General features: G+C 28.8%; 20 protein-coding genes and 1 CRISPR repeat array (1 of these 21 only partly in view). Of the genes, 17 read left to right on the forward strand and 3 right to left on the reverse strand.

What is annotated here, in order from left to right; translation table 11 throughout:
• Window positions 1-1,670: direct repeats of the CRISPR family, unit length 30 nt; unit sequence GTATTAAACTAACCAAAATGGAATGTAAAG; it begins 1,663 nt to the left of the window's first position.
• A 61-nt stretch (window positions 1,671-1,731) separates the two neighbouring features.
• The 8 genes from RR561_RS00495 (at window position 1,732) to RR561_RS00530 (ending at window position 7,682) form a co-directional block, all read left to right on the forward strand.
• Complete coding sequence (locus tag RR561_RS00495) at window positions 1,732-1,887, forward strand: hypothetical protein (RefSeq protein ID WP_332505472.1); 156 nt, start codon at window positions 1,732-1,734, stop codon at window positions 1,885-1,887.
• A 403-nt stretch (window positions 1,888-2,290) separates the two neighbouring features.
• On the forward strand, window positions 2,291-2,809 hold the full coding sequence (locus RR561_RS00500; protein ID WP_332505473.1) for a hypothetical protein: 519 nt from the start codon (window positions 2,291-2,293) through the stop codon (window positions 2,807-2,809).
• A 311-nt stretch (window positions 2,810-3,120) separates the two neighbouring features.
• On the forward strand, window positions 3,121-3,921 hold the full coding sequence (locus tag RR561_RS00505) for a hypothetical protein (RefSeq protein WP_332505474.1): 801 nt from the start codon (window positions 3,121-3,123) through the stop codon (window positions 3,919-3,921).
• Window positions 3,922-4,232: 311 nt separating this feature from the next.
• Window positions 4,233-5,225: a type I-B CRISPR-associated endonuclease Cas1b gene (gene cas1b, locus RR561_RS00510; protein WP_332505475.1), complete on the forward strand. Its 993-nt coding sequence runs from the start codon at window positions 4,233-4,235 to the stop codon at window positions 5,223-5,225.
• 17 nt (window positions 5,226-5,242) lie between these two features.
• On the forward strand, window positions 5,243-5,521 hold the full coding sequence (cas2, locus tag RR561_RS00515; RefSeq protein ID WP_332505476.1) for a CRISPR-associated endonuclease Cas2: 279 nt from the start codon (window positions 5,243-5,245) through the stop codon (window positions 5,519-5,521).
• Between the two features lie 127 nt (window positions 5,522-5,648).
• A complete protein-coding gene (locus RR561_RS00520; RefSeq protein WP_332505477.1) occupies window positions 5,649-6,224 on the forward strand; it encodes a pentapeptide repeat-containing protein in 576 nt (191 codons plus the stop codon).
• Window positions 6,225-6,407: 183 nt separating this feature from the next.
• Window positions 6,408-6,965 carry a TetR/AcrR family transcriptional regulator gene (locus RR561_RS00525; RefSeq protein ID WP_332505478.1) on the forward strand — a complete coding sequence of 186 codons (558 nt, stop codon included), beginning with the start codon at window positions 6,408-6,410 and terminating at the stop codon, window positions 6,963-6,965.
• Window positions 6,966-7,010: 45 nt separating this feature from the next.
• Window positions 7,011-7,682: a hypothetical protein gene (locus tag RR561_RS00530; protein ID WP_332505479.1), complete on the forward strand. Its 672-nt coding sequence runs from the start codon at window positions 7,011-7,013 to the stop codon at window positions 7,680-7,682.
• A 273-nt stretch (window positions 7,683-7,955) separates the two neighbouring features.
• Here the strand turns inward: RR561_RS00530 and RR561_RS00535 are convergent, their stop codons facing one another.
• Together RR561_RS00535 and RR561_RS00540 are read right to left on the reverse strand one after the other, a co-directional pair.
• On the reverse strand, window positions 7,956-10,313 hold the full coding sequence (locus RR561_RS00535; protein ID WP_332505480.1) for a BspA family leucine-rich repeat surface protein: 2,358 nt from the start codon (window positions 10,311-10,313) through the stop codon (window positions 7,956-7,958).
• Between the two features lie 513 nt (window positions 10,314-10,826).
• Window positions 10,827-13,607 carry a BspA family leucine-rich repeat surface protein gene (locus RR561_RS00540; RefSeq protein ID WP_332505481.1) on the reverse strand — a complete coding sequence of 927 codons (2,781 nt, stop codon included), beginning with the start codon at window positions 13,605-13,607 and terminating at the stop codon, window positions 10,827-10,829.
• 314 nt (window positions 13,608-13,921) lie between these two features.
• Here RR561_RS00540 and RR561_RS00545 point away from each other — a divergent pair, with 314 nt between their 5' ends.
• From RR561_RS00545 to RR561_RS00585, 9 genes are all read left to right on the forward strand, one after another.
• A complete protein-coding gene (locus RR561_RS00545; protein ID WP_332505482.1) occupies window positions 13,922-14,731 on the forward strand; it encodes a hypothetical protein in 810 nt (269 codons plus the stop codon).
• 417 nt (window positions 14,732-15,148) lie between these two features.
• Complete coding sequence (locus RR561_RS00550) at window positions 15,149-16,306, forward strand: aminotransferase class V-fold PLP-dependent enzyme (RefSeq protein ID WP_332505483.1); 1,158 nt, start codon at window positions 15,149-15,151, stop codon at window positions 16,304-16,306.
• Window positions 16,307-16,382: 76 nt separating this feature from the next.
• Window positions 16,383-17,483, forward strand: a complete 1,101-nt coding sequence (yedE, locus tag RR561_RS00555) for a YedE family putative selenium transporter (protein WP_332505484.1) — start codon at window positions 16,383-16,385, stop codon at window positions 17,481-17,483.
• Window positions 17,484-17,555: 72 nt separating this feature from the next.
• Window positions 17,556-17,762, forward strand: a complete 207-nt coding sequence (locus RR561_RS00560; RefSeq protein ID WP_332505485.1) for a sulfurtransferase TusA family protein — start codon at window positions 17,556-17,558, stop codon at window positions 17,760-17,762.
• Window positions 17,762-17,992 (forward strand): DUF3343 domain-containing protein, encoded by a 231-nt coding sequence (locus tag RR561_RS00565; RefSeq protein WP_332505486.1) that lies wholly within the window; start codon window positions 17,762-17,764, stop codon window positions 17,990-17,992. Before RR561_RS00560 ends, RR561_RS00565 begins: the two co-directional genes overlap by 1 nt.
• Before the next feature lie 331 nt (window positions 17,993-18,323).
• A complete protein-coding gene (locus RR561_RS00570; protein ID WP_332505487.1) occupies window positions 18,324-19,190 on the forward strand; it encodes a DMT family transporter in 867 nt (288 codons plus the stop codon).
• Window positions 19,191-19,727: 537 nt separating this feature from the next.
• Window positions 19,728-20,519, forward strand: coding sequence for an SDR family NAD(P)-dependent oxidoreductase (locus RR561_RS00575; protein ID WP_332505488.1), 792 nt, complete (start codon window positions 19,728-19,730; stop codon window positions 20,517-20,519).
• 387 nt (window positions 20,520-20,906) lie between these two features.
• Window positions 20,907-22,664: an adenine deaminase gene (gene ade, locus RR561_RS00580; RefSeq protein WP_332505489.1), complete on the forward strand. Its 1,758-nt coding sequence runs from the start codon at window positions 20,907-20,909 to the stop codon at window positions 22,662-22,664.
• A gap of 669 nt (window positions 22,665-23,333) precedes the next feature.
• Window positions 23,334-24,905, forward strand: coding sequence for an ATP-binding cassette domain-containing protein (locus tag RR561_RS00585; RefSeq protein WP_332505490.1), 1,572 nt, complete (start codon window positions 23,334-23,336; stop codon window positions 24,903-24,905).
• Window positions 24,906-25,077: 172 nt separating this feature from the next.
• Here RR561_RS00585 and RR561_RS00590 read toward each other — a convergent pair whose 3' ends face one another.
• Window positions 25,078-25,521, reverse strand: a complete 444-nt coding sequence (locus RR561_RS00590; RefSeq protein WP_332505491.1) for a hypothetical protein — start codon at window positions 25,519-25,521, stop codon at window positions 25,078-25,080.
• Window positions 25,522-25,646: the final 125 nt, after the last annotated feature.

The following is a 25,646-nucleotide window of genomic DNA, read 5'->3' on the forward strand; positions in this document are numbered from 1 at the left end:
CCAAAATGGAATGTAAAGTTGTAAGCCCTGCTATATCAGTTGTTTTCTTTCCAGGTATTAAACTAACCAAAATGGAATGTAAAGTTACCTTCTATTATTGCCTTTTCAAGTCCTATTGCAGTATTAAACTAACCAAAATGGAATGTAAAGATTATCTCTAAATTTAACGGCATCTTACTCATAAATGTATTAAACTAACCAAAATGGAATGTAAAGCGTCTTAAAACACCAGTATCAACTGGCGTACTTGGGGTATTAAACTAACCAAAATGGAATGTAAAGACTTTAAGCCTTGCTACTCTTCCTTCTTTGTTTATAGTATTAAACTAACCAAAATGGAATGTAAAGAGTTTTACAAGATATAAAGACTGTCAGTTTATTCCGTATTAAACTAACCAAAATGGAATGTAAAGTTAAACGAGAGTTCTTGTGTTTGTAATACTAGTAATGTATTAAACTAACCAAAATGGAATGTAAAGTTTAATATATGTTTGCCAACTTAAACACTTAAAGAAAGTATTAAACTAACCAAAATGGAATGTAAAGCTTATATTGTTATTAATTTTAATAGAAACTGTATCTCTGTATTAAACTAACCAAAATGGAATGTAAAGTGCTTTCTTAAAGCTAGGAGATATAGGAGTAATCAAGTATTAAACTAACCAAAATGGAATGTAAAGTTAGTTATCACACTCTACTATCTATAAGAGCAATTAGTATTAAACTAACCAAAATGGAATGTAAAGTACGTTTTGAATCTATATCTCTATCTTCATCTTTGTGTATTAAACTAACCAAAATGGAATGTAAAGTTTTACTCTAATTGATTATAAATTCGCATTAAAAAGGTATTAAACTAACCAAAATGGAATGTAAAGAATACAGAATTGTCATAAATTTGTTTAGTTCTTAAAAGTATTAAACTAACCAAAATGGAATGTAAAGGATTATAGGAAAATCCATCGTAATTGCAACAAATAAGTATTAAACTAACCAAAATGGAATGTAAAGACAGTTATTGTTGTTGCTAAATTCGAATATTTCTTCGTATTAAACTAACCAAAATGGAATGTAAAGTCATAAGCGGTTGTAACTCTAAAATACCTGTTGTCCGTATTAAACTAACCAAAATGGAATGTAAAGCATCTAATAGATAAACAAGTTTCGGAAATGCTTCTGGTATTAAACTAACCAAAATGGAATGTAAAGATAGTCTTGAATCCTCGATTAATCCTAACCAGAAATGTATTAAACTAACCAAAATGGAATGTAAAGTGACTATAATTTTATCTGTGTCTAAGTGGTCATAATGTATTAAACTAACCAAAATGGAATGTAAAGTAGGGTAACTATTCCTCCGTTTTGGTTTTAACAGTAGTATTAAACTAACCAAAATGGAATGTAAAGCCCTCGTCCATTACGCTCCTCTATGTAACCCTTGACGTATTAAACTAACCAAAATGGAATGTAAAGGGTCAATCAAAAGTTAGACATTTACGGTTATGACGTGTATTAAACTAACCAAAATGGAATGTAAAGTATCAATATATCTCATATATTCTAAAACTCCTCTAGTATTAAACTAACCAAAATGGAATGTAAAGAATGTTTCACATACGAATATTGAGGGGCTGAAATTTGTATTAAACTAACAAAAATAGAATATGAAGACAGAATTAGATGGTTGAATGATAGTCTAACATCATTCAATATTTAAAAAGGAGTGTACATATGATTATAGTATTTATATTTATATTGATTGTTCTTTATATAAGTTTATTGTTTATTAAGTTATTTATAAAATTAGTAGCCTTTATACAAGATGGATCAGAAGAGAGATTTAAAAGTTTATTTGATGCAATATATAATTATTTTTATGGTGAATAATAAGTAAATTGAAGAAGTAAATATTGAATTCAAAGTAAATGATTGATAAATCTAAAAAACAGTACATAATATGATTTTCTAGTGTCAGTAAATATTAGTGTTGAAGCAAATCAAAATGAAATATAGACACGTATTATTACATTGCGTACATTGCGTGCATTGCGTGCAAAAGTATTAAAGCAAGCAATAGTGTTGTGATTAAAGGAATATATGATATATTACTATTATTCATATCCAAAAATAAAAAGACTGAATATTAAAAAAACATTATTGATTTAATAAAAATTATAATGTATAATATTTATTAAGTTAATTAATACTGAGTATCTTCGTATCGAACTAATGAATGGAAATGCAATTATTGTATTTTAATATTTTATTAAAAGAGAGGTAGGTGAAAGTAATGAATTTGGGAAAAAAGAAAACACTTATTATAGTTTCTATTATACTGTGTTTGGGAATTATTTATTTTGTATATGCAAACTTTGAGAAAAGTGTAGACGCTTCTGAGGAAAAGATCATTAAAAGTGAAGTAGAAGAATTTATAAAGACAGATTATCGATTTGATGGTGGAGATAACAAGTTTTCTAATGTTGGAAATGAAAAATTAAAAAAAGAATTGACAGCAATAAATAATGAAAAGAAAAAATATATCACGAAAAAAATTTATAATCACAAGTTTAGATTTGATTACAAAGAAATAACAAGAAAAAAGGATATATATATAGTACCCGTTAATGTTTTAGAAAGCTATACATTTACTCCGAAGATTGAAAAAAATATTGAACCTTCTAGCAGTTATTTAGAATATGAGATATTTTTGGAGAAGAAAGATGGAAAATATAAAATAATGTCTGCCTACATGTTGCCAGATGCGGGAAGCAATGAAGAAAATATTAATGAAAAATTAGGTTATAAATAAAACTAAAAATTAGCTTGTAAATAAAACATGGACATAAGTTTAGGATTGAGATAAGCCTTATAAGTTACAACTACAATAAAAATAATCGGAAAATTCAATTAATTATTAAGGTAAAGTTTTTAGTAAACGATAAAAGTAAAAGTCAGTATATTGTATCAGAAATATAGAAGTATGAGATTTATGACGAATTTAATGTTTTGTCCTCCATACTATCATTAATTTCTTTGGATGCAACTGTAAGATATATGATAAAGAAACACTTTAGTTAAAAATATAAGAATAGAATTTTAAATTTTGTGGAGAAATTTATTATGAAGAATAAAAAAATAATCTATTCGGTTATTTCTATACTAGTAATTGTTCTGATAGTATTTGGGATTAAAGGTATAAAGTCAGATAATTTTACTCCCAATAGTGGGAATAAAACTGGAGAAACTCAATCAATTAGTAAGAAAATAATAATGAAAGAGTTTCAAAAATATGATGATTCAAGCGAATATACCGGAACTAGAGAGTATATATTTGATTTAAAAAATAATCTTATTTATGCGAAAATAAAAAACAAAATAGGTGAAGTAGAGTTTTACTATAAAATTAGAGGTAAAAAAGTAGATATGTACTCTAAAAACATTGGAGATAAAGAATTTATTTTAGAAAAAAATATTGATATTGCAAATTCTCCAGTTCAAGGGATATTAGATAGGTTTAATATTCAAAATAGTGAAGAATTTGTTGAGCTAGACAATCAAAAAGAATCAGAAAAGTATAAGACCCTCATCAATAAAAAATTGATGAATAATACGTCTAAAGTGAGTCTATCAAAGATGAGTGAAGAAGATAGAAATAAACTGTTGGAAGATTTTAAAAAGCCTGTTGATAATTATGAAAAATTTGCTAAAGAAAATAGAGATATAACTATTTTAATAGATAAAAAAACGAATAGAGTTGTAAAAGTAACAGAGAATATTACAGAGAATTCTCTATTAAATTACTATATGGCTGGTGGGTCTGAAAGCGGTGAAAAGATGCCAACTGAAACAAGAGTTGAAAGTAATTATTACTATGATGATATTAAAAAAATATCGATTCCACAGAATGTCAAAGAAAATTAAAAACATTACTTTCATAAAATACTAAAGAAAATTTAAAAATCTTGCTTTCAGAAATACTAAAGAAACATTATTTTAAAAAAATATCCGAAAAAATTAAAAAATATACTTATTAGGACTAATGCTAGTGCGTTAGTCCTAATTGCTTGAACTATTGTAAGTTATTTTATATTTTTATAGATATAATTGTGATCTTAGAGAGGAAATTTAGTATTTTTTATGTAAAGCTTGTTCGATTTGTATAAGAGTTATAATTATATGTGAAATTATAACTAGAAACTTAATAATAGTTAAATATAAAAAGGAGGAAAAATATGAAAAAAAGTATCTATATATATTCAGAATCGCAACTTAAAAGAAAAGATAATACGATTCAAATAAAGTTGGAAAGCGGAGATAAAAAAGATATCCCAATAGAGACTGTATCAGATATTTATGTTATGACTGAGATGAGTTTTAATACTAGTATAATCAATTTACTATCAAAATATGGAATTACTATGCATTTTTTCAACTACTACAGTTATTATACAGGCAGCTTCTATCCCAGAGAAACAAATGTGTCAGGTAAGCTACTGCTTCATCAGGTAGGACATTTTATAGATGAAGAAATGAGGTTGGAGCTTGCTAAAGAATTTGTGTTAGGAGCTACAGATGGTATTTTAAGAAATTTAAAATATTATAATAGTAGAGGTAAAGATCTTTCAAAATATATTGAGGATATTTTTTTTCTTAGGAAAAAGATTGGATTACAGAATAATGTATCTGAACTGATGGGAATAGAAGGCAACATTCATAAAAATTATTACGACTCTTGGAATGTAATAGTAGATCAAGAAATTAATTTTGAAAAGAGGGTAAAAAGACCTCCTGATAATATGATTAATACAATGATTTCTTTTGTAAATAGTTTAATATATACAACTGTATTATCACAAATATATATCACTCAACTTGATCCAACAATTAGCTACCTGCATGTTCCAGGAGAAAGACGCTTTTCCTTAGCTTTGGATATAGCAGAAGTATTTAAACCATTGGTAGGAGATAGACTTATATTTTCTCTGCTCAATAGAAATCAAATAAATGAAGAATCTTTTAGGAAGGAATTAAATTATCTTCAATTGACAAAAAAGGGTTCACAGACAATTCTTAGAGAATTTGATGAATCACTCAAAAGAACTATAAAGCATAAAGAACTTGGAAAAAATGTAAGTTATAAATATTTGATGAGGCTGGAGGCCTATAAATTAATAAAACATCTTTTAGGTGAAAAAGAATATCAAAGTTTTAAGCTTTGGTGGTAAATTAGGTGAGGTAAATTATGTATATTATTCTTGTATATGATATAGCATTGGATGAAAATGGAGCAAAAGTTTGGAGAGATACATATAAGATATGTAAGAGATACCTAACTCATGTACAAAATTCTGTGTTTGAGGGAGATGTATCTAAGTCTCAATTATTCGAATTAAAAAAATCATTTAAAAAAGTGATAAGAAAAGATAAAGATTCGTTGATTATATTCTCTAGTAGGGATCAAAGATGGTTGGATAAGGATATATTTGGTATTGACAACAATGATATGGACAATTTCATATAAGGTAGAATTTCTAGATGAAACAAAATAGTTTTGAAGAATTTAGCAGAAAGTAATTTAGGATAGTTAAAATTTTTAGTCGTACTTTATATGCTATAATAAATTATAATGTGATTTGCGGAGGTGAAATATGTATTATGAAAATGAAGTTTTTGAAAATTTAAATTTTGATAAAGAACTTTTTAAAGACTTACAGTTTTTTGAATGTGATTTTATTAATTGTACTTTTGAAGATTGTAAATTGAAAGATTGTTCATTTAGAGATTGTAAATTTGAGATTTGCAAGATAACAAATCTTGATTCAAAAGATTCTAATGCAAGAGAGTTAGAGTTTCAGAGGTGTACATTGATAGGAATTAATTGGAGTAAACTTATTTACCATGGAGCATTAGATCAAGTGATTACTAAGTTGGAAAAAAATGTACTGAAATATAATGTTTTTATGGATATGAAATTTATAAAATTTTCTTTTTCTGATAATATTATACTCGATTCTACTTTTGAAAATTGTGATTTACACGGAAGTTCGTTTTTAGGAGATGAATTAACTGGCACTCAGTTTTCAAACTGTGATTTGAGAAGAACTAACTTTAAAGAAACTTTTGGATACAGAATAGATATTGAAAGTAATAAACTAAAAGGAGCTGATTTTTCTTTTCCTGAAGTGCTCAGTTTGCTTGATAGTTTAGAAATAAAAATAAACTAGTATTTTCTAAATGCAGATCTTATATAATGAATCTATTTTTTTATCATATAAGATTATATATTAAATTAAAAGTGAAGTTTTTGATTAAAAGATAAATATACGTTAACATAAATAAAGGCGACCGATATTGACATCGGCGTTTTTTTGATGTAAAATGAACAGTGTTCAGAGGGGGCGATTGAAGTGAATATAACATCTATTTCAAGAGAAAAAATTCTTAAGGAAAGTGAAAAAATAGTTATAAATGAAGGTTTATCTGCAGTCAGCATTAGAAAAGTAGCGTCTTTGTGTGAGGTATCTGTGGGTACCATATATAATTATTTTGAATCAAAGTCAGATTTAGTGCTTGCACTTATAGAAAGTATATGGAAAGAAATATTTCACATGACAGAAGATTCTTTAGTTTTTGAAAGTTTCTCTGAATGCATCAATTTTATTTTTAAGGCTATAGAAAAGGGCGTAGTTGAATATAAAAATTTTTTTGATTTTCATTCAATGTCTTTAGCAGCAGACAACAAGGAAAAAAGTAGAAAAATGATGGAAAAATACTTTGACCATATAAAAAAGCAGATGTTGTTTACTCTAAATAAAGATCAAAAGATTAGAAAAGCTGCCTTTAATGATCAATTTACAGAAGAAGATTTTGTCGAAATTATATTTTCTATGTTGATTTCAGAGCTAATGAATAAAACAAATAATAGAAAACAAATTGTGGAAATTGTCAGAAGGTGTATATATTAACTGAGGTTAGAAGTAGTAAAATTAATAGCAAAGGGAGGCATTTATATGCAAGCAATTTTTGAAACGTTATTTGATATAGTATATTTAGTAACGGTAATATCTTTGGGAATTATAATGGTAAGAAAGAGTAAGGGCAGAGAAGAGGTAAGATTATTTGGATTGATGGCAATAATACTTGGTGTGGGGGATGCCTTTCATCTAGTGCCAAGAGCTTATGCGCTTTGTACTAATGGTTTGGAAAATCATGTAGTAGCTTTAGGTGTTGGAAAACTTATAACATCGATAACAATGACTGTATTTTATTTTATATTATATAAAATTTGGTGCCTACGCTATGATATAGATATGGAAAAAGAAGGGCTTACAAAAACAATATATTCTTTGGTACTTTTAAGAGTGGTACTATGTTTATTACCACAGAATCAGTGGACAAGTGCAACACCATCATTAGTATTTGATATATTGAGAAATATACCTTTTGCTATATTAGGTATAATAATAATTGTAATATTTTATAAAAAATCAAGAGAGCATAATGACCTTGCGTTTAAAAATATGTGGTTGGCAATTGTTTTAAGCTTTGCATTCTACATACCAGTAGTTTTATTTGCGGGGGTATTTCCACCGGTTGGAGCGTTGATGATACCTAAGACTTGTGCCTATGTATGGATCGTATGGATGGGTTATAAAGATATGAAGAATAAAGAGTTAGCATAAAATAATATTTAAAATAGCACTATTAAGGCAGCTGATGAACTTGTTAGCTGTCTTTTTGTATTTATTAAAGGATATATTAAATTAAAGAAAAATTAAAAGATTGAATAAAGAGTAAAAATCACATATTATAAAACATATATTGTGATCAGATAAAAATATTGATTATACTTAAATAAAAATAAAGTTTTTGATTAAATATAGAATAAAATAAAAAAGCTACTCTGCATATAAAAATGCAAATAAGAGTAGCTTTTTAAAATATTTAATTATAGGTTATTTTGATCCTAAAGCAGCATTATCTGAATATCTTTTTGAAATTTCTACTGCCGTGTTATATCTGTTGTTACCTTGAACTCTTTCTTTGTTTTTTACATTTAAACTATCTTCTGTAGTTTTTGAAACGGAGCTATATCCTCCACCTATTAAAATGTTTTCTATAGTCCAATCATTTATAGCTTTTGCAGTTGTTGGGTGCAACTTATTTGGAGTAGTTAAAAGTATTGGTGATTTAAATTTAGCAGACAGTGAGCTAATTGTTATTCCATCAGGGAAGTTAGTGCCATCTACTAGTATCATATCTTTCTTGTTATTAGTGGTATTTCTTACTTCGTTAGCTACCTTATAAGCAGTTTCATATCTATCATGACCACCAAGTCTATCAACAGTTTTTGCAGTAGCCTTTATCTTATTTTCAGCCTCTTGTGATACTGATTTTTTCTCTCCACCAATAGTTACTTTGTCTATTTCCCAATCTTTCAAAACGTTTTCAGTGGTCTTATTTAAAGATTCAGGTTCAGTAAGAAGTATAGGAGCTCCCTTTTGATTAGCTAAAGCAGATATAGTGATTACATCAGGGAAGTTGGTACCATCTACTAAGATTGCTTCATCTTTATTTTTGCTAGTAAGCCTTACCTCTTCACCAATTTTCTTAGAAGTTTCATATCTATTTTGACCAGCAATTCTTTTTACTTTATATCCTTCTTTTTCTAATTGTGATACAACGTTATTTGATACAGACTGAGGTCCACCAGATATTATCACGTTATCAGTTTTAAGTCTTTTTATTTCTTTTAAAGTATTTTCTGATACTTTATTTTTTTCTGAAAGAAGAATTGGACATTTTTTCTCGTTGGCAAGGACTGTAGCTGTTAAAACGTCAGTATATTTGTCACCACTAGCTAATATAACATGATTTTTTGAAGTAGTTTCTTCTTCAGACACATAGTCAGAACCACCTCCGCCTCCGCCACCTGAACTAGAACCGCCAGAAGATTTATCAGAATCGGTTTTTTTCCTAACGATTTCAAAATAATCAATAGTCAAAGGATTAGTGCTTATTTCAGTGTCTAAATCATCTTTAATTATTTCAGAAAGAGGGATATTTTCATCTTCTATCTTGAAATCAGTTAATTTCTTTATATTTTCTTCTCTGTTTTTATCAAATTTTAAATTATCATTAATTCTATTTAACTCATATTCTCCACTAGTTAAATTGATTGCATTTAGCGGGATATAGTTTAGATTATCAGGATTATAGTTAAACAAAATTCTATCTAAATTTTCATTTCCTGCGATAACTGGAATTGAGTCATCATAGAAATCATCTACTTCGTCTGAGAATACAAATTCTCTAGCATCTAAAGCTTTAAGGTTTGTTGATACAAAGGCACCCTCATAGAACTCAACCTTTGAAGTATTCCAATTACTTACATCAGGATTAGCAGAAGTAGCACCATTGAACATGAAACTTATATCATCAACCTCTGAAGTATCCCAATTACTTACATCAGGATCAGCTGAAGTTGCTTCATAAAACATAGATCCCATATCAAAAACAGTAGAAGTGTTCCAACCACTGACATCGGGGTTTGCCTTAGTTGCACCTTCAAACATAGACCCCATATCGTAGACAGTAGAAGTGTCCCAACTGCTAACGTCTGGATCAGTAGATATAGCACCTTCAAACATTGACTGCATATCCTCTATATTAATGGTATTCCACTTACTAGTATCAGGATTAGCTGAAACTGCATTTTTAAACATTTTATTTGTAGTATCAACCTTTGAAGTATCCCACTTACTAGTATCGGGATTAGCCGATTTTGCATTTTCAAACATAGATTTCATAGTTTTAACATTTGAAGTATCCCAGTTACTTAGGTCAGGATTTGCTTTTTCGGTATTTTTAAAGGCACTATTCAAACTTGTAATATTATTAGTTTCTATTTGATTTGAAATTTCTATATTGCCTTTATATTCTTCAAATAAAAAAGAAGAATTGTCTGGCAGTAAAACATTTTCTGATATTTTTATTGTGTTTTGACTTTCATTGTGTTTTTCTCTAAATTTTTTAAACATAATCTCATCAATTTTTCTTTTACTTTCGCTACTGTTAACATCCTTTGTATCAATAGAGTATATATCGCCATTTTTTATGGCAGCGACACCACCATCATTATATGATGATTCATTTAGATTGATGATTAATTCATCATCTGGAGTAATTTGATTACTTGAAACAGAGCTTTCTGCTATGGATCTAAAGTTGCTCGTTGAGATTCCTATACTACCAGCATTTAATACTAGTATAGAAGAAATTATTAATGTAGAAATTTTTTTGTTTGCATTCATAATGCGACCTCCTATTTTCAAATGATATTTAAATACGATAACTTAAAATAAGTTAACTTAAAGTAAGGTATCGTATCATTGAGTATAACACAGTATAAGAAATTCAAAATAATGAGTAAAATCAACAAAACTACGAAAAAGAAAGGGTTATTTTTTGAAAATTAACAAAATAGATAATAATTAAACAAATTCTAAAGTAAAAGATAAAAATCAAATATAAATAGACTATTAAATATAAAGATTTCAAAAAGGTTACAAAAATTAATATATTGAAAAAAGTATAAAATAGATTTTTCAATATAGAGATAAATATATATTTTTAATAAAAATGCATTAAAAAGAATTATTTAATTAATTATAAAGCGGGTTAAGTAGAATTAACAAAACATATTAAAGTTTAAAAATGAAAAAAAGCAAAAAACCGTTTCTAAAATATTTTAGAAACGGTTTAATAATAATAAATATATTTTAAATCGCATTTTATTAAAAATACTGATTTTTTAACTTTTGATATTACTTTCGACCTAATAAGTTTGTATTAGTGTATCTTTGAGAAATTTCTATGGCTGTATTATATCTATTACTTCCAGCTATTCTTTCTTTATTTTTTATATCCAAACTATCTTCTATCGTTTTAGATACTGATTTATAGCCCCCACCTATTAAGATATTTTCTATAGTCCAATCATTTAGAGCCTTTGCAGTTGTTGGATGAAGATTGTTTGGAGTAGTTAAAAGTATTGGTGATTTAAATTTAGCAGATAGTGAGCTAATTGTTATTCCATCAGGGAAGTTAGTGCCATCTACTAGTATCATATCTTTCTTATTATTAGTGGTATTTCTTACTTCATGAGCTACCTTATAAGCAGTTTCATATCTATCATGACCACCAATTCTATTGACAGTTTTTGCAGTAGTTTTCACCTTATTTTCTGCCTCTTGTGATACTGATTTTTTCTCTCCACCAATAGTTACATTGTCTATTTTCCAATCTTTCAAAACGTTTTCAGTAGTTTTATTTAAAGATTGAGGTTCAGTAAGAAGTATAGGAGCTCTCTTTTGATTGGCTAGAGCAGATATAGTGATAACATCAGGGAAGTTGGTACCATCCACTAAGATTGCTTCATTTGTATTTTTAGTAGTTAATCTGACCTCTTCACCTATTTTTTTTGCTGTTTCGTATCTGTTTTGACCAGCAATTCTTCTAATGTCATAGTCATCTTTTTCTAATTGTGAAACAACACTGTTTGACACAGATTCCGGACCACCAGATATGATTATCTTGGATGCTTTTAGTCGTTTGATTTCATTAAGCGTATTATCAGATATTTTATTTTTTTCAGTAAGCAGTATAGGGCATTTTTTTTCATTTCCTAAAACCGTTGCTGTTAATACATCTGTGTACTTATCGCCGCTAGCTAAAATAACACAATTTTTAGAGCTAGAATCACTTCCGCCTCCACCGCTTGAACCACCACCAGTATCAGTATTTATTTTTTTCTTTGTTATTTCAAAATGGTCCAAATCTAAAGAGTGAGCTTCTCTTTCTTTGTCTAAATCAGTTTTAAGTAAATCCTCTAAAGATTTGCTTTCATCAGTAACTTTGAATTTTTTAATTTCTCTTTTTCCTTCAGAATTATTGCTGTTATATTTATTATTGTCTGTAATTCTATTTAGAGTATAGTCACCTTTGGTCAAATAAATTGTTTCTAGAGGAATATATTTGTCAATATTTGGATTATAATTAAATAGAAGCTTTTCAAACTTTTTATTGTTTTTTATTGTAGGACTTAATTCAAACTTTGAATTTAATTCGTAAGATTTATCTGAAAATATAAATGTTCTTGTGTCTAAACTTTTAAAACCAGTTGATTCAAAGATGTTATAGTAATAATCAACCTTAGAAGTATCCCACTTACTTACATTAGGATTTGCATTTTTTGCGTTATAAAACATTAATGATATATCTGTTGCTTTAGAAATATCCCAATTACTAATATCAGGATTAGCCTTTTTACTATCAGAGAACATAGTTCCTAAATTAGATACATTAGAAGTGTCCCATTTACTTACATCAGGATCCGCAATAGTTGTATCTGAAAACATTGCACTCATGTCAGTAACACTAGAAGTGTCCCACTTACTTACATCAGGATTAGCCACAATTGTTTTTCTAAACATATTAGACATAGTTGTAACCTTAGAAGTGTCCCATTTACTTACATCGGGATTAGATTTTTCTGCATAGTGAAATAGTGCGCTCATATCCGTGACATTAGAAGTATCCCATTTACTCACATCAGGATCGGCTTTTACAGCTTGATCGAATAGGGCTTCCATAGTTGTAACCTTAGAAGTGTCCCACTTACTTACATCAGGGTTAGCCGATTTTGCGCCAGAAAACATATACGACATATCAGTGACATTAGAAGTGTCCCAATTTGTTGTGTTAGGGTTGGCCTTTAGAGCACCCCCAAATAAAGAATACATAGTTGTTACACTAGAAGTGTCCCACTTACTTACATCAGGATTAGCCTCTGGAGCATTAAAAAACATATAATCCATGCTAGTTATATTAGAAGTGTCCCAATTTGTTGTGTTAGGATTGGCATAAGCTGCATCAGCAAACATATATGACACATCATTTAAATTAGAAGTGTCCCAGTTTTTTGTATCAGGATTAGCTTTTTTTGTTTCTGAAAACATACCTTCCATATTAGTTACTTTGGAAATGTTCCAATCATTAGTATCTGGGTTAGCATTGGGAGAAACAGAGAACATATTAGACATGTCAGTAACATTGCTAGTATTCCAATTCTTCGTATTAGGATTTGCTTTATCAAGATAAGAAAACATTTCAGACATGTTTTTAACATTTGATGTATCAACATTGTCTGAGATTTCTATTTCTCCTTTGAAGAACATGAATAATTTTTTTGAATCATCCGGGAATAAAACGTTTTCTGTCACTTTGATTGTGTACTGACTTTCGTTATGATTAGACATAAAGTTTTGGAATCTTTCAGTATGTATTTTCCTCTGTTCATCAGTACTGTTTTTATCTTTAACAGTAATCGTGTAGATGTCTCCATTTTTTAGAGCAGCTACGCCACCTTTTTCGTAAGTGGATTCGTTTAATTGAATAATTTCAGATTCTTTTGCAATATTTTCATTGCTTGTAATAGAATTTTCTGCTGATGATATAAAGCTATTGCTAGCTATTCCTAATGAACCAGCATTTAACACCAAGATAGAAGAAATTATCAACGTAGAAATTTTTTTATTTGCGTTCATAAGACGACCTCCTATTTAAATAATATTTTCTATACTAAACCCTACTAGTAAGGTTTAGTATAGGCGTTTCAAGTTTGATATCTTATTGTTAAAGTATAACATATTAATAAAAAAAAATAAATATTAAAATATAGATTGTAAGCATTTAAATTACTTGAATAAATATTATGTTTTTAAAATATTAGCATATTCAAATTAGCAAAATTAAAAAATATAAAAAAGCAGTTGATAATAATTATTCTTTGGGTATAGATATTAATATCTTGTGGATTTGTTTTTAATCCGCAAAATGCTTATAATTTTAGGAGGACGATATGTCAGATATTTTTGCAGTTAAATTAATAGATATAATAGATGAAGGTGATAAGAGAGTTAGTTTGTACTTTGATATACCAGAGGGATTTGTTTGGGAGCCGGGAGCTCATATATCCCTTGCCTTGGATGGATATGATGATAATGATAGCGTAAATAGGGATTATGTAAGAAAATTTTCGATACAAACACTTATGCACGAAGGGAAGATAGGAGTAACAACTAGGTTAGATAGTTCAGGTTCCGTATATAAGGACAAGGTGTCTGCACTTGAACCTGGTGATTTTTGTCATATAATAGAGTCAGGATGTAGGATGAATTTAAGAAGAGAAGACAAAGATATTGTTCTTATTAGTATGGGAGTAGGAATGGCTACTATGAGACCTTTGGTTCGAACTTTTGAAGAGTGTTCAGATGGAATTAGATCTTTAACAAATATTTGTGTAAACAAGACGGATAATATATTGTATAAAAGTGAATTTGATAGTATGAGCGATATTTGTGATAGTCACTGTTGTCATAATAGAGAAGAACTGAAGATGGATCTGGCAGATATTTGTAATGAGAGCGAGGACAAAATTTTTTATCTTGTGGGAAGTAAGTTATTTGTAGAAAATATGGTATCTCAGTTAAGAGGCTATAATGTAGCAAAAGAAAATATAATGATAGATAAAAAACATGGTGTTTTAGATGGTATATATGCAGGAGCAAGTTTTAATTCCTATGAAAAACTAAAAAATACAACAACTTTTAAAGCAATAGAGCTCCCAAAGAAACCATGTGATTGTAATGGGAATTGTACTTGCAAATAAAAAAATGAGTATTTAATCAATTTAATGCAACAATAGCAATAGGTGTTAAAAAAGTATCATAAAAAAATAGAAATATAAAAAATAAGTCTAGAAAAAAATAAATTTTTATATGAATATATTAATATTAGTTTTAAAAAAATAAAAATTAAGATAGGTATAAAAATTTAAATTATACTGAGATTTTTGATTAAGGAGGCAGTAAAATGCCTTCTTATTTTGTTTATAATTTAAAAAATAAAATATATAATCATTGATTTTATCAATGATTATATATTGAACTATAGTTATTTTATATAAAAACAATTATTTATTGTTATATTTTTATATAAATGATATTCTTAACTAGGAGTGTATATATATTGAACTATATGTATGCTTTTTCGTTATTGACTAGATTAAAGGAAAGGGGGTACATAATTGATATATTTAGACAATGCAGCTACATCAAAAACAAAGCCAGATGAGGTAATACAAGCGGTTATAGATGCTATGCAATCTGCGGGAAATGCATCTCGAGGAGCAAGCAATGAAAGTCTTTCTTCTGATAGAATAGTATTTCAGACAAGAAAGAAAATATCAGAGTTATTTAATGTTTCGAATCCTCGCCAAGTAGTATTTACTAAAAATTCAACAGAGGCAATTAATGTGGCACTGCAAGGTATAATAGAAGAAGGAGATCATGTAATCACAAGTTGTATGGAACATAATTCCGTTTTAAGACCGCTTAACTATCTAAAAAGAGACAAAAAGGTAGAGGTGGACTATATACATATAGATGAAAACGGGGATCTTAAATACGAAGAAATAAAAGGACTAATTAAACTTAATACTAAAGTACTTGTACTAAACCACGCGTCTAATGTGACTGGAAATATAAATAATCTAAGACATATAGGCGATATTTGTCGTGCAAAAAATATTATATTTATAGTAGATGTATCTCAAAGTGCAGGTTCATTTGAGATAGATATGATAAGAGATAATATAGATGTGCTTTGCTTTACTGGGCATAAATCACTTCTTGGACCACAAGGGACAGGAGGCTTATGTGTTAGAGATAATATATATATAGAGCCATTGATGTCAGGTGGCACAGGCGTACATACATATGATTCATACCAACCAGATAGGATGCCTACTAGATTGGAATCAGGTACCCTAAATGCTCATGGTATTGCTGGACTTGGTGCAGGTATAGATTATATCAATTCTAAGGGAATGGATAAGCTTACAGAAAAAGCTACGATATTTAGTAAAACGTTTTTTGATGGGGTTAAATCTATAGACAATATTAAACTATATGGAAACTATGATACACAGTACAGAGCACCTATAGTATCTTTAAATATAGCAGATATGGATTCTTCTGAACTAAGCGCCATTCTTTCAGACAAATATAATATCTCTACAAGACCAGGTGCACATTGTGCTCCACTTCTTCATGAATCAATGAAAACTGTAGATCAGGGGATGGTGAGATTTAGTTTTTCTCATCAAAATACAATGGAAGAAGTTGAGTTTGCAATAAAAGCAATAAGAGAAGTTGCAGAAGAAGAGAATTCTACAACTATTTAATAAGCATATTAAATCAGTCAATAACATACAATTTAATATATTATGTTTAAAAAAATTGAAAAAGGGGAGTATTTAAATGAATTTTGACAGCAAAAAAGGTTTGTTTTCATTAGGTATTATAGCTGGTATTGGTGCAGCTATACTAGCTGCTTTAGGAAATCCAAAAAACATGGCTTTCTGTATAGCTTGTTTTATAAGAGATACAGCAGGATCTATGAAATTTCATCAGGCAGAAGTAGTACAGTATTTTAGACCAGAAATGGTTGGAATTATTTTGGGAGCGTTTTTGATATCTCTCTATAAGAAAGAATATAGATCAACAGCAGGATCATCACCAGCGATAAGATTCTTATTAGGTGTTATTATGGTAGTTTGTGCATTAGTATTCTTAGGGTGCCCACTTCGTATGGTTCTTAGAATGGCAGCAGGAGATATAAGCGCTTACATAGGATTAATAGGATTTGTTGGAGGAGTCTATACAGGAGTTGTCTTCTTGAAGAAGGGCTTCACACTTGGAAGGGCTCACATATCAAAGAAGGAAAGCGGTTATGTTCTTCCTTTTGTAGTAACAGTATTATTTGTGCTTAGTATAACAGTAACTACTCTATTTGTTACTAGTGTGAAGGGACCAGGTAGCATGCACGCTCCAGTCATTGCATCTTTATTAGTAGGTTTACTATTTGGTGTAATAGCTCAAAAAACGAGAATGTGTTTTGCAGGTTCAGTAAGAGATGTATTCTTGATAAGAGACTTCAGTCTATTAAGCATAATCGGTGGTTTGTTTGTAGCAATGCTTGTATATAATGTTGCAACAGGAAACTTTGAATTTGTAGCATTTGGACCAGTTGCACATGCTCAGACATTGTGGAATATATTATCTATGTACGCTGTAGGATTTGCTGCAATATTACTAGGTGGATGCCCACTTAGACAGGTTGTAATAGCATCTACTGGATCTTCAGATGCAGTATTTACAGTAATAGGTATGTTTATAGGAGGAGCACTTGCTCATAACTTTATATTAGCATCTGCACCTGCTACAGTAGCAACAGCAACAGAGGCTGCTAGTATAGGTGGTCCAGGACCAAATGGAAAGATAGCTGTAATAGTTTCTATAGTGTTATTATTTATAATAGCTATGTGGGGACTTAGAAAAGAAAAAATAGCAGCAAAGTAATTTTTAATGAAAATTAAAACATTTAATATAATTGATAACTATATTTTATATAGTAAATAGGGAGGAATAGGAATGATAGAAGTAGATGTAAGAGGACTATCTTGCCCAGAGCCAGTAATAAGAGTAAAAGAGGTAATAGACAATAATGGTTCTGAAGAACTTAAGGTATTTGCCAATGAAGCTCACACAGTAAAAAATATTACAAAGTTTTGTAAGAAATTAGGAAAGGAAGTTCATACTGAAGAAGTCGGTCTTGAATATGAACTAATTATAAAATAATGAGTAACAAGGAAAAAAATCTATTCGTAACTTTTTATACTACTGCTGAAGCTATGGCAACAGAGCAATCTTGTAGCAGCAGTAATATAGAAGGCAAACTAGTACCAGTTCCAAGAGTCTTGTCTGCAGGTTGTGGAGTTGCTTGGAAGGGGAGACCAGAGGATATAGATATCACTACTCAGATGTTAAAAGATAATGATATTGAGTGGGAAGAGATTACTATTTTATAAATATTAAGGGGCAGTGTTTTCACTGTCTCTTTTTTATATTTTAAATCAAAACGGTAAATAGGATATTTCTATTTAGGATATAAAAAGCTATATGAAAAGTATGGGGGTCTATCAATACAATATCAAGGTATTTCTATCAAATATAATATGTGATCAAATATATGTAATAAGAAACCATATATAAATATAGTTAAAATAGTATTTTTAATATAAAGATAACAATATTTTCTTGGATTATCTAAAAAAGCAAATAAGTTCAAATAAAATATAATCTCATTTAAAATATATGATATAATTTATTTTGTGACTAAAATTAGAATAGAGGTGAAAAATGAGTAGAGAAAATGAAAATAAATATATATTAGTACAGTTGTTAGGTATAGCTTTCCTTTGTAGTGCTGGTATTTGGGTCAAGCTATCATCGGTAGGACCAATCAATCAGGGATTTTATAGAATGCTTCTAACACTTATTATGATGTTTCCATTCACTTTTAAGAGTCTAAAGGGAATTACAAAGAGACAGTTTGTGATGTCATTTTTAGCTGGAGTATGTTTAGGTGGAGACGTTTTATTTTGGAATCTATCACTTATGAAGACATCAGTTGCAAATAGTGCTCTTTTGGTCAATTTAACTGTGTTTATAGTATCACCAATTTCTTTCTTTTTATTTAAAGAGAAAATAAGAAAGGAATTTGTTATAGGATCTGTGATTGGATTTATAGGTGTTGTAATAGTAATATTTGCATCTGCAAGTGGTCATGGTCAATCAAGTATTTATGGGAATTTATTAGCGATGTTGGCATCGGTATCATATTCAGGTTATGTTTTATTTGTTTATAAGGTAAGAGATCATTTAAACAACAATGCAGTAGTTCTTATCAGTACTCTTGGTGCAATGATATTTTTGTTTGGTACTATGGTTCCAACAGAAGGTATACAGATACCACCAAATACCAAAGAATGGTTGATTATAGTAGGATATGCTATATGCACACAGATATTAGGTCAAGGACTAGTATCAATGTGTTTAGGAAAGCTAAATGCTACACTTGTGACAGTCATTTCTTTGATTGGAATAGGGATCTCTTCAATATATGCTTATATAATATTTGGAGAATCGCTATTAATGATGGAAATAGTAGGTATGGTAATTACTATTATAGGTGTATTTGTAGCGAAAAAATCTTCTCAGGGCTAACAATCTATATTTTATAAAAATATAAATTGAGTGTCCTAGTGGATATATAATTGCTAAAATAATAAAAAGTATATTAAATGAAAGAGGCAGGTGTTTAACCTGTCTCTTTTTATTAAATTTAATAAGCCTTATAGGGTTGTATATAAGTCTTTAAAATTAAACTTACTATTTTTTAAAAAGCATATAATTTAATATTTATAAATTTATATGTAAAAAAATATTTAAAGCCACTATGTATAAGTTAAAGTTTGAATATTTTAAAAAAATAATAAAAAACGAATAAGTAAAATAAAAATGGAGAATTTAATGTTTATGAATTTATCTGTAAAAAATATTTTAAAGCTGCTATGTATAAGTTAGAGTTTAAATTTTTAAAAGAATGGAAAAGAAATAAAAGAATAGAAAGAAATAAAAAATATTGTAAAATTTATAATTAAGTTGTAAAAAAATGATATTTGCATTATAGTATATTTAATATTAAAATCAAACAATTATAATAATATCGTGATATATACATAAAAATAGGAGGAAAAATCATTGGAAAAAAAGTGGGCTTTAATTACAGGTGCAAGTTCTGGAATTGGTAGAGAATTCGCAAGACTTTTGAGTGTAAATGGATACTCATTAATCTTGGTCGCAAGAAGATTAGAAAGACTTGAAGAACTTAAAGAAGAACTGGAATATAATTCAAAAGATGAAGAATTTGAATGTATGGTAATACAAAAGGATCTAAGGGGTGTACATGCTCTAAATGAACTATATGATGAAACAAAAGAAATGAACATTAACATATTAATAAATAATTCTGGATTTGGAACTCATGGAGAGTTTGTAGATACAGACTTACAAACAGAGATGGATATGATAGATGTAAATATCAGAGCAATGCATGTTTTAACAAAAAAATATCTAAGAGACTTTGTTAAAAGGGATAGTGGATACATTCTAAATGTTGCATCGAGCGCAGGTTTGATGCCTGCAGGACCTTATATGGCAACGTATTATGCTAGTAAGGCTTACTCAACTAGTCTGACTTCTGGAATAGCAGCTGAACTAAGAAAGAAGAAAAGCAATGTGTATATAGGAGCATTGTGCCCAGGACCAGTGGATACGGAATTTAATGAAGTGGCGGATTGTAAGTTTAGTATAGGTGGAATAAGCCCAAGATTTTGTGCAAAATATGCTCTAGAAAAGATGTTTTCTAGAAAGGAAATCATCATACCTTCTGTAAAAATGCAAATAGCAGCAAAAGTTGGTAAGGTAGCTCCAAGAAGATTGGTGATAGATCTTTGTGGAAGACAACAAAAAAGAAAAAATGATAATGTCTAGTAATTAAAAATAAAAATAAGTAGAGATTCTAAAAAGAACCCCTTCTAAGACCAGATTTTAGGTTGATTAGTAGGGGTTTTTCATTAACTAATTTATTTTTTTCAAAAGATATTGAAAAAATAGAATTTTTTAATACATTCTTTAAGAAATATAGAGTATAATGTATATTACAAAATATTGAAACAGAACTTTTAAGCAAAGCCATAGTAAATAGATCGTGATAGAAGTAATTTTATAAGTAAGTTTTATACAAAATGACTAAAGCAGTGATCTAACTTTAAATATTTATAGAAAATAGACCGTAGAATAGAATTGGAAAGGGGAGCAATTTAAAATTGCTGAGATATCATGAAAATAAGAGAATATAAAGAACTAGTAGATTATACTATGAAAAGAAAAAAATCAGATACAGTATTAAAAAATGCAAATATCTTGATGCTTCAGACATCGGAAATCATAAAAGCGGATATAGCTATTGTAGGAAAGTATATTGTAGGTATCGGAGAGTATAGTGGTGAGTTAGAAATCGATTGTACTGATAAATTTATCACTCCAGGATTTGTTGATGCTCATCTACATTTTGAATCAACTATGGCAAATCCAAATGAGTTGGTTCATTATGCTTCAAAAAATGGAACGACAACTTTTATAGCAGATCCTCATGAGGCAGCAAATGTTTCAGGATTAAGAGGAATTGAATATATACTTGATCAGACGGAAAATAGTACAGGTGATGTATTTATTATGCTACCATCATGCGTACCAGCCAAAGACAGTGAAGATTCTGGCTATATAATGGGATCAGAGGATATGAAAAAAATTATAGACAATAGTAGAATTTTAGGTCTCGGTGAAGTTATGGACTGTAAGGCTGTTTTAGATTGTAAAGATTCCATGATGAGGAAGCTAGAATTATTTGAGGAAAAGCCAAAAGATGGTCATGTTTTAGGTCTAAACGATCTAGAATTATCAGCGTATGCAATGTCTGGAATACTTACAGACCACGAGTGTTCATCATATGAAGAAGCTATTAAAAAGATTAGAAATGGTATGTATATACATATTCGTGAGGGATCTGCTGCTAAGAATCTTAAAAATATAATTGAAGGAATTGTATCTAATAATATGGATATATCTAGGTTTAATTTCTGTACAGATGACAAGCATATTGAAGATATCCAAAGAGAGGGTCATATCAGTCACAATATAAGAAAGTCAATATCTTTGGGGATGAAGCCTATCGATGCATATAAGATAGCAAGCTACAATCCATCTCTATGCTATGAACTGTCTGATATAGGAATGATAGCTCCTGGTAAAAAAGCAAATCTTGTAATTTTAAATGACTTAGAAAAGGTTGATATAGAAGATGTTTTATTTGAAGGTGAAATTATTCCTGAAAAATATACAAATTGTATGTTGGAGCAAAAAATACAAGAGTTAAAAAGAAGTGAAGCGGATTTTAATTCCAAAAAGGAAGATAGTTCTCAAGACTTATATGAAAAAAATAATAAAAAACATAATAAAAAACATCTAGATAGAAATAGTAATGATAAATTTTCTGATCTAATGGACACGATTCATATAGATGGATTTGATGAAAATATGCTTGATTTTAAGAGTAAAAAATATGCTATGGAGCTAGTTGATGGAGAGATTCTCACAAAGAAGATAGAGGCAAAATCAGGAAAAGGAATATTAAACAAAGTAGTAGATATAGAAAGACATCATAATACTGGAAAGTATCATGTAGCTAAATTGTTTGGATTTGGAATACAAAATGGTGCTATTGCATCTAGTGTATCACATGATTCTCATAATGTTATAGTAGTGGGAGATAATGATAGAGACATAATGATAGCAATAGAAAAGTTGAAAGAAATAAAGGGTGGTTACGTTTTGGTAGAAAATGCTCGTGTTTACGAATATGTACCACTTCCAGTGATGGGGCTTATGACTGATCTTCCAAGTGATGAAGTAAATATTAGGATATCTGATATGATTAAAAAGGCTCATCAGATGGGTGTAAATAAGAAGATAGAGCCATTTATTACACTTTCATTTATAGCACTTCCTGTAATACCAGAACTTCGAATTACTACAAATGGATTGTACGATGTAATAGAAGATAAGTATTTAGACTAATAAAAAGAGCTTTAAATAAGTAAATAATTAAATAAGTATACAAAAGGCTATAGGTATGAAATCATATCTATAGCTTTTTTAATCTTTAAAAGCAAAAAAAGAGTTCTTTAGAAAGAAATTACATGTAATTTTAACAAAACAATGTCTTGAAAAAAATTGAATGGAGTATGAAACAGATATTGAAAGACTATAAATGAGAGTTACTTTTTTAATTAAATTTTAAGAGGAAAATATTTTTTATAATATAATTTAATGGATATAAAGAATATAAAATTAGTGATTTATTTTTACAATTTAATAAAAATAAAAAAGAATGAGGTAGATAATGGAGTTGACAATAAGCTTAGAGCGTACTATAATCTAGTTATAAAATAAAAAGGAGGATGTCGATGATTTTATAATAATATGGAAAAGTTTAAAATTTTAATAGGCCTTGAAGGCTTTATTTTAGTTGCCATATTATTAGTAGAATAGTCGTTTATCCATGTTTGTATATTTTTCAGAGTAAAAATATACTTTTTGACTAATCTGCCTAGAGCAGATTTTTTTATTTATATTAATTTTTAAAAAGTCATTCAGCAATATAGCTTTTAAAAAATCTAATATAAACATATTTAACTAGATTCTTACGACAGGCATATTATGGCAATATAAAAAGGAGGAATAGATATGTTTTATATAAAGGATTTGAATATATATATAAAAAAAGATTTGAGAAAGCTTATAGAAAATTTTAATTTTTCTATAGAAGATGGAGATAAGGTAGCTCTTATCGGAGAAGAAGGCAATGGAAAGTCAACGCTTTTAAAGGCTATTTATAATAAAGATATGATAGATAGTTATGCAGACATTGAAGGAGAGATAAATAAATCAAAAGAAGTGATTGCTTATCTATCTCAACAGGTTAGTAAGGAAGAGCTAGAAAAAACAATGACACAATACCTGCTTACAAAAGTAGAATATGAAGACATAGATTATAGTTTGGCATATAGATTAAATGATGAGTTTGAATTAGAAGATCATTTATTCGATAATAGTAAGACTTTGGGAGATCTTTCAGGTGGTGAAAGAGTGAAGTTTATGCTTTTATGTGAACTTTTAAAAAATCCTACAATACTATTATTAGATGAACCTAGTAATGATTTGGATATAGATTCAGTGATATGGCTAGAGGAGTTCATTAAAAATAGCAAAGAAAAAATTATTTTTGTATCTCATGATGAAGAATTGATAAGAAAATGTTCAAATGTAATAATTCACTTTGAACAAATTAAGGGTAAGAGTGAACTAAGATATAACGTGTCAAGAATGAGCTATGATGAGTATATAAATGATAGAGATAGCAGGATTAAAACTCAAACTAAAAATGCCAATAAGGATGAAGAACAGTATAATAAACAGATGGAAAGATTTAGAAAGATAAACCAAAATGTTGAGAATGAATTAAGAAGTGTTTCAAGGCAGGATCCAGTAGCAGCAAAAAATTTGAAAGATAAAATGAAATCTGTAAAATCTATGGGTAAGAGATTTGATAGAGAAAAAGAGAATATGACCCAAAGGCCAGATTTTGAAGACAATGTAGTTGTTAAATTTGATGACGTTAAGATGGCTAATAGCAAGCAAATATTAGATTTTAATTTAGAGAAACTAGTCATAGAAGGCAAAGAACTGTCATCTAATATAGAATTAAAAGTATTTGGACCAAAAAAAATAGCAATAGTAGGGAAAAATGGAGCTGGAAAAACAAGCCTTTTAAAAGAAATATTGAAATATTTGGATAAAAATAAAGTTCAATATTCGTATATGCCACAAAACTATCTAGAGGAGTTAGATTCTAATATTACGCCTACTGAATATCTATCAGGTGATGGAAGCAAGGACGAGATAACAAGGGCAAGAACCTATTTGGGATCAATGAATTTTACAAGAGAAGAAATGTTTCACCCCATAGAAAATCTGTCAGGTGGACAAAAGGCAAAGTTATTTTTTATAAAGATAATATTTGATAAAATAAATTTGTTGATATTGGATGAACCTAGTAGAAACCTATCTCCACTTTCTGCTCCAGAAATAAGAAGAGAACTCAAAAATTTTGGAGGTTGTATAATATCGGTATCTCATGATAGAAAGTATATAGAAGAGGTATGTGATGAGCTGTTTTACTTGGATAAAAATGGATTAAAAAAAATAGATAAATATGAGTATTTGAATGGGTTAGATAAGGCTAACGTGAAAAAGTAATTCTAAAATAAACATAATTTTATATTAAATATTAATGGGAAATAAGTATATTTAAGATGAATACTATAAGAGCATAGAACATAAAAAATGGCTGATTTCAAAGAATAAATTGAAAGAAGCCATTTTTATTTATCGTATAATAAATGTATTTGACGAGATAAATGTATTTGAGTTACTCGACTTTTTTTATATCATGTATAGAGCTATCAAGTATTTGGGGTGGAATAGAATGGGTCATGGCAGGCATAGAGTCTATCTCAAACTCTACCTTCTCATTTTCTGTGATATTATCAATTAATTTATCCTTTTCTACCTTTTCTTTACTGATGTTTAATATTATTTTATCATTAGAAGTAATAACTTTTTCTCCCTCATTGTCTCCACTAATTAAAGATAAATCAATAAGTTCAAAGGAGTAGGTATTATCATTTTCTAGGATACTTACAATTTCACCTTGATAAGTAGAGAGCTTATTCTCTTCTTTTTTATCTTTTTCACTACTTACAGAAGTTGATGTATCTTTTTTTACTTTTTGATTGCTATTAGCATTAGGTGTGCATGATATTACGCTGAAACTAATCACTACTAAAGTTAGAAACAAGCTGATTTTTTTCATATTATTTACTCCTTTTGTATTTACTCATTATTAGTTGTTAACAATATGTTATCAAGAAAATAGTATGGAGTCAACAAAATAGAGTGAATAAGCAGAAAATTCAATAATAATACTTAAAAGATTAT

Source organism: Peptostreptococcus sp. (assembly GCF_036639115.1).
Lineage (GTDB): Bacteria > Bacillota > Clostridia > Peptostreptococcales > Peptostreptococcaceae > Peptostreptococcus.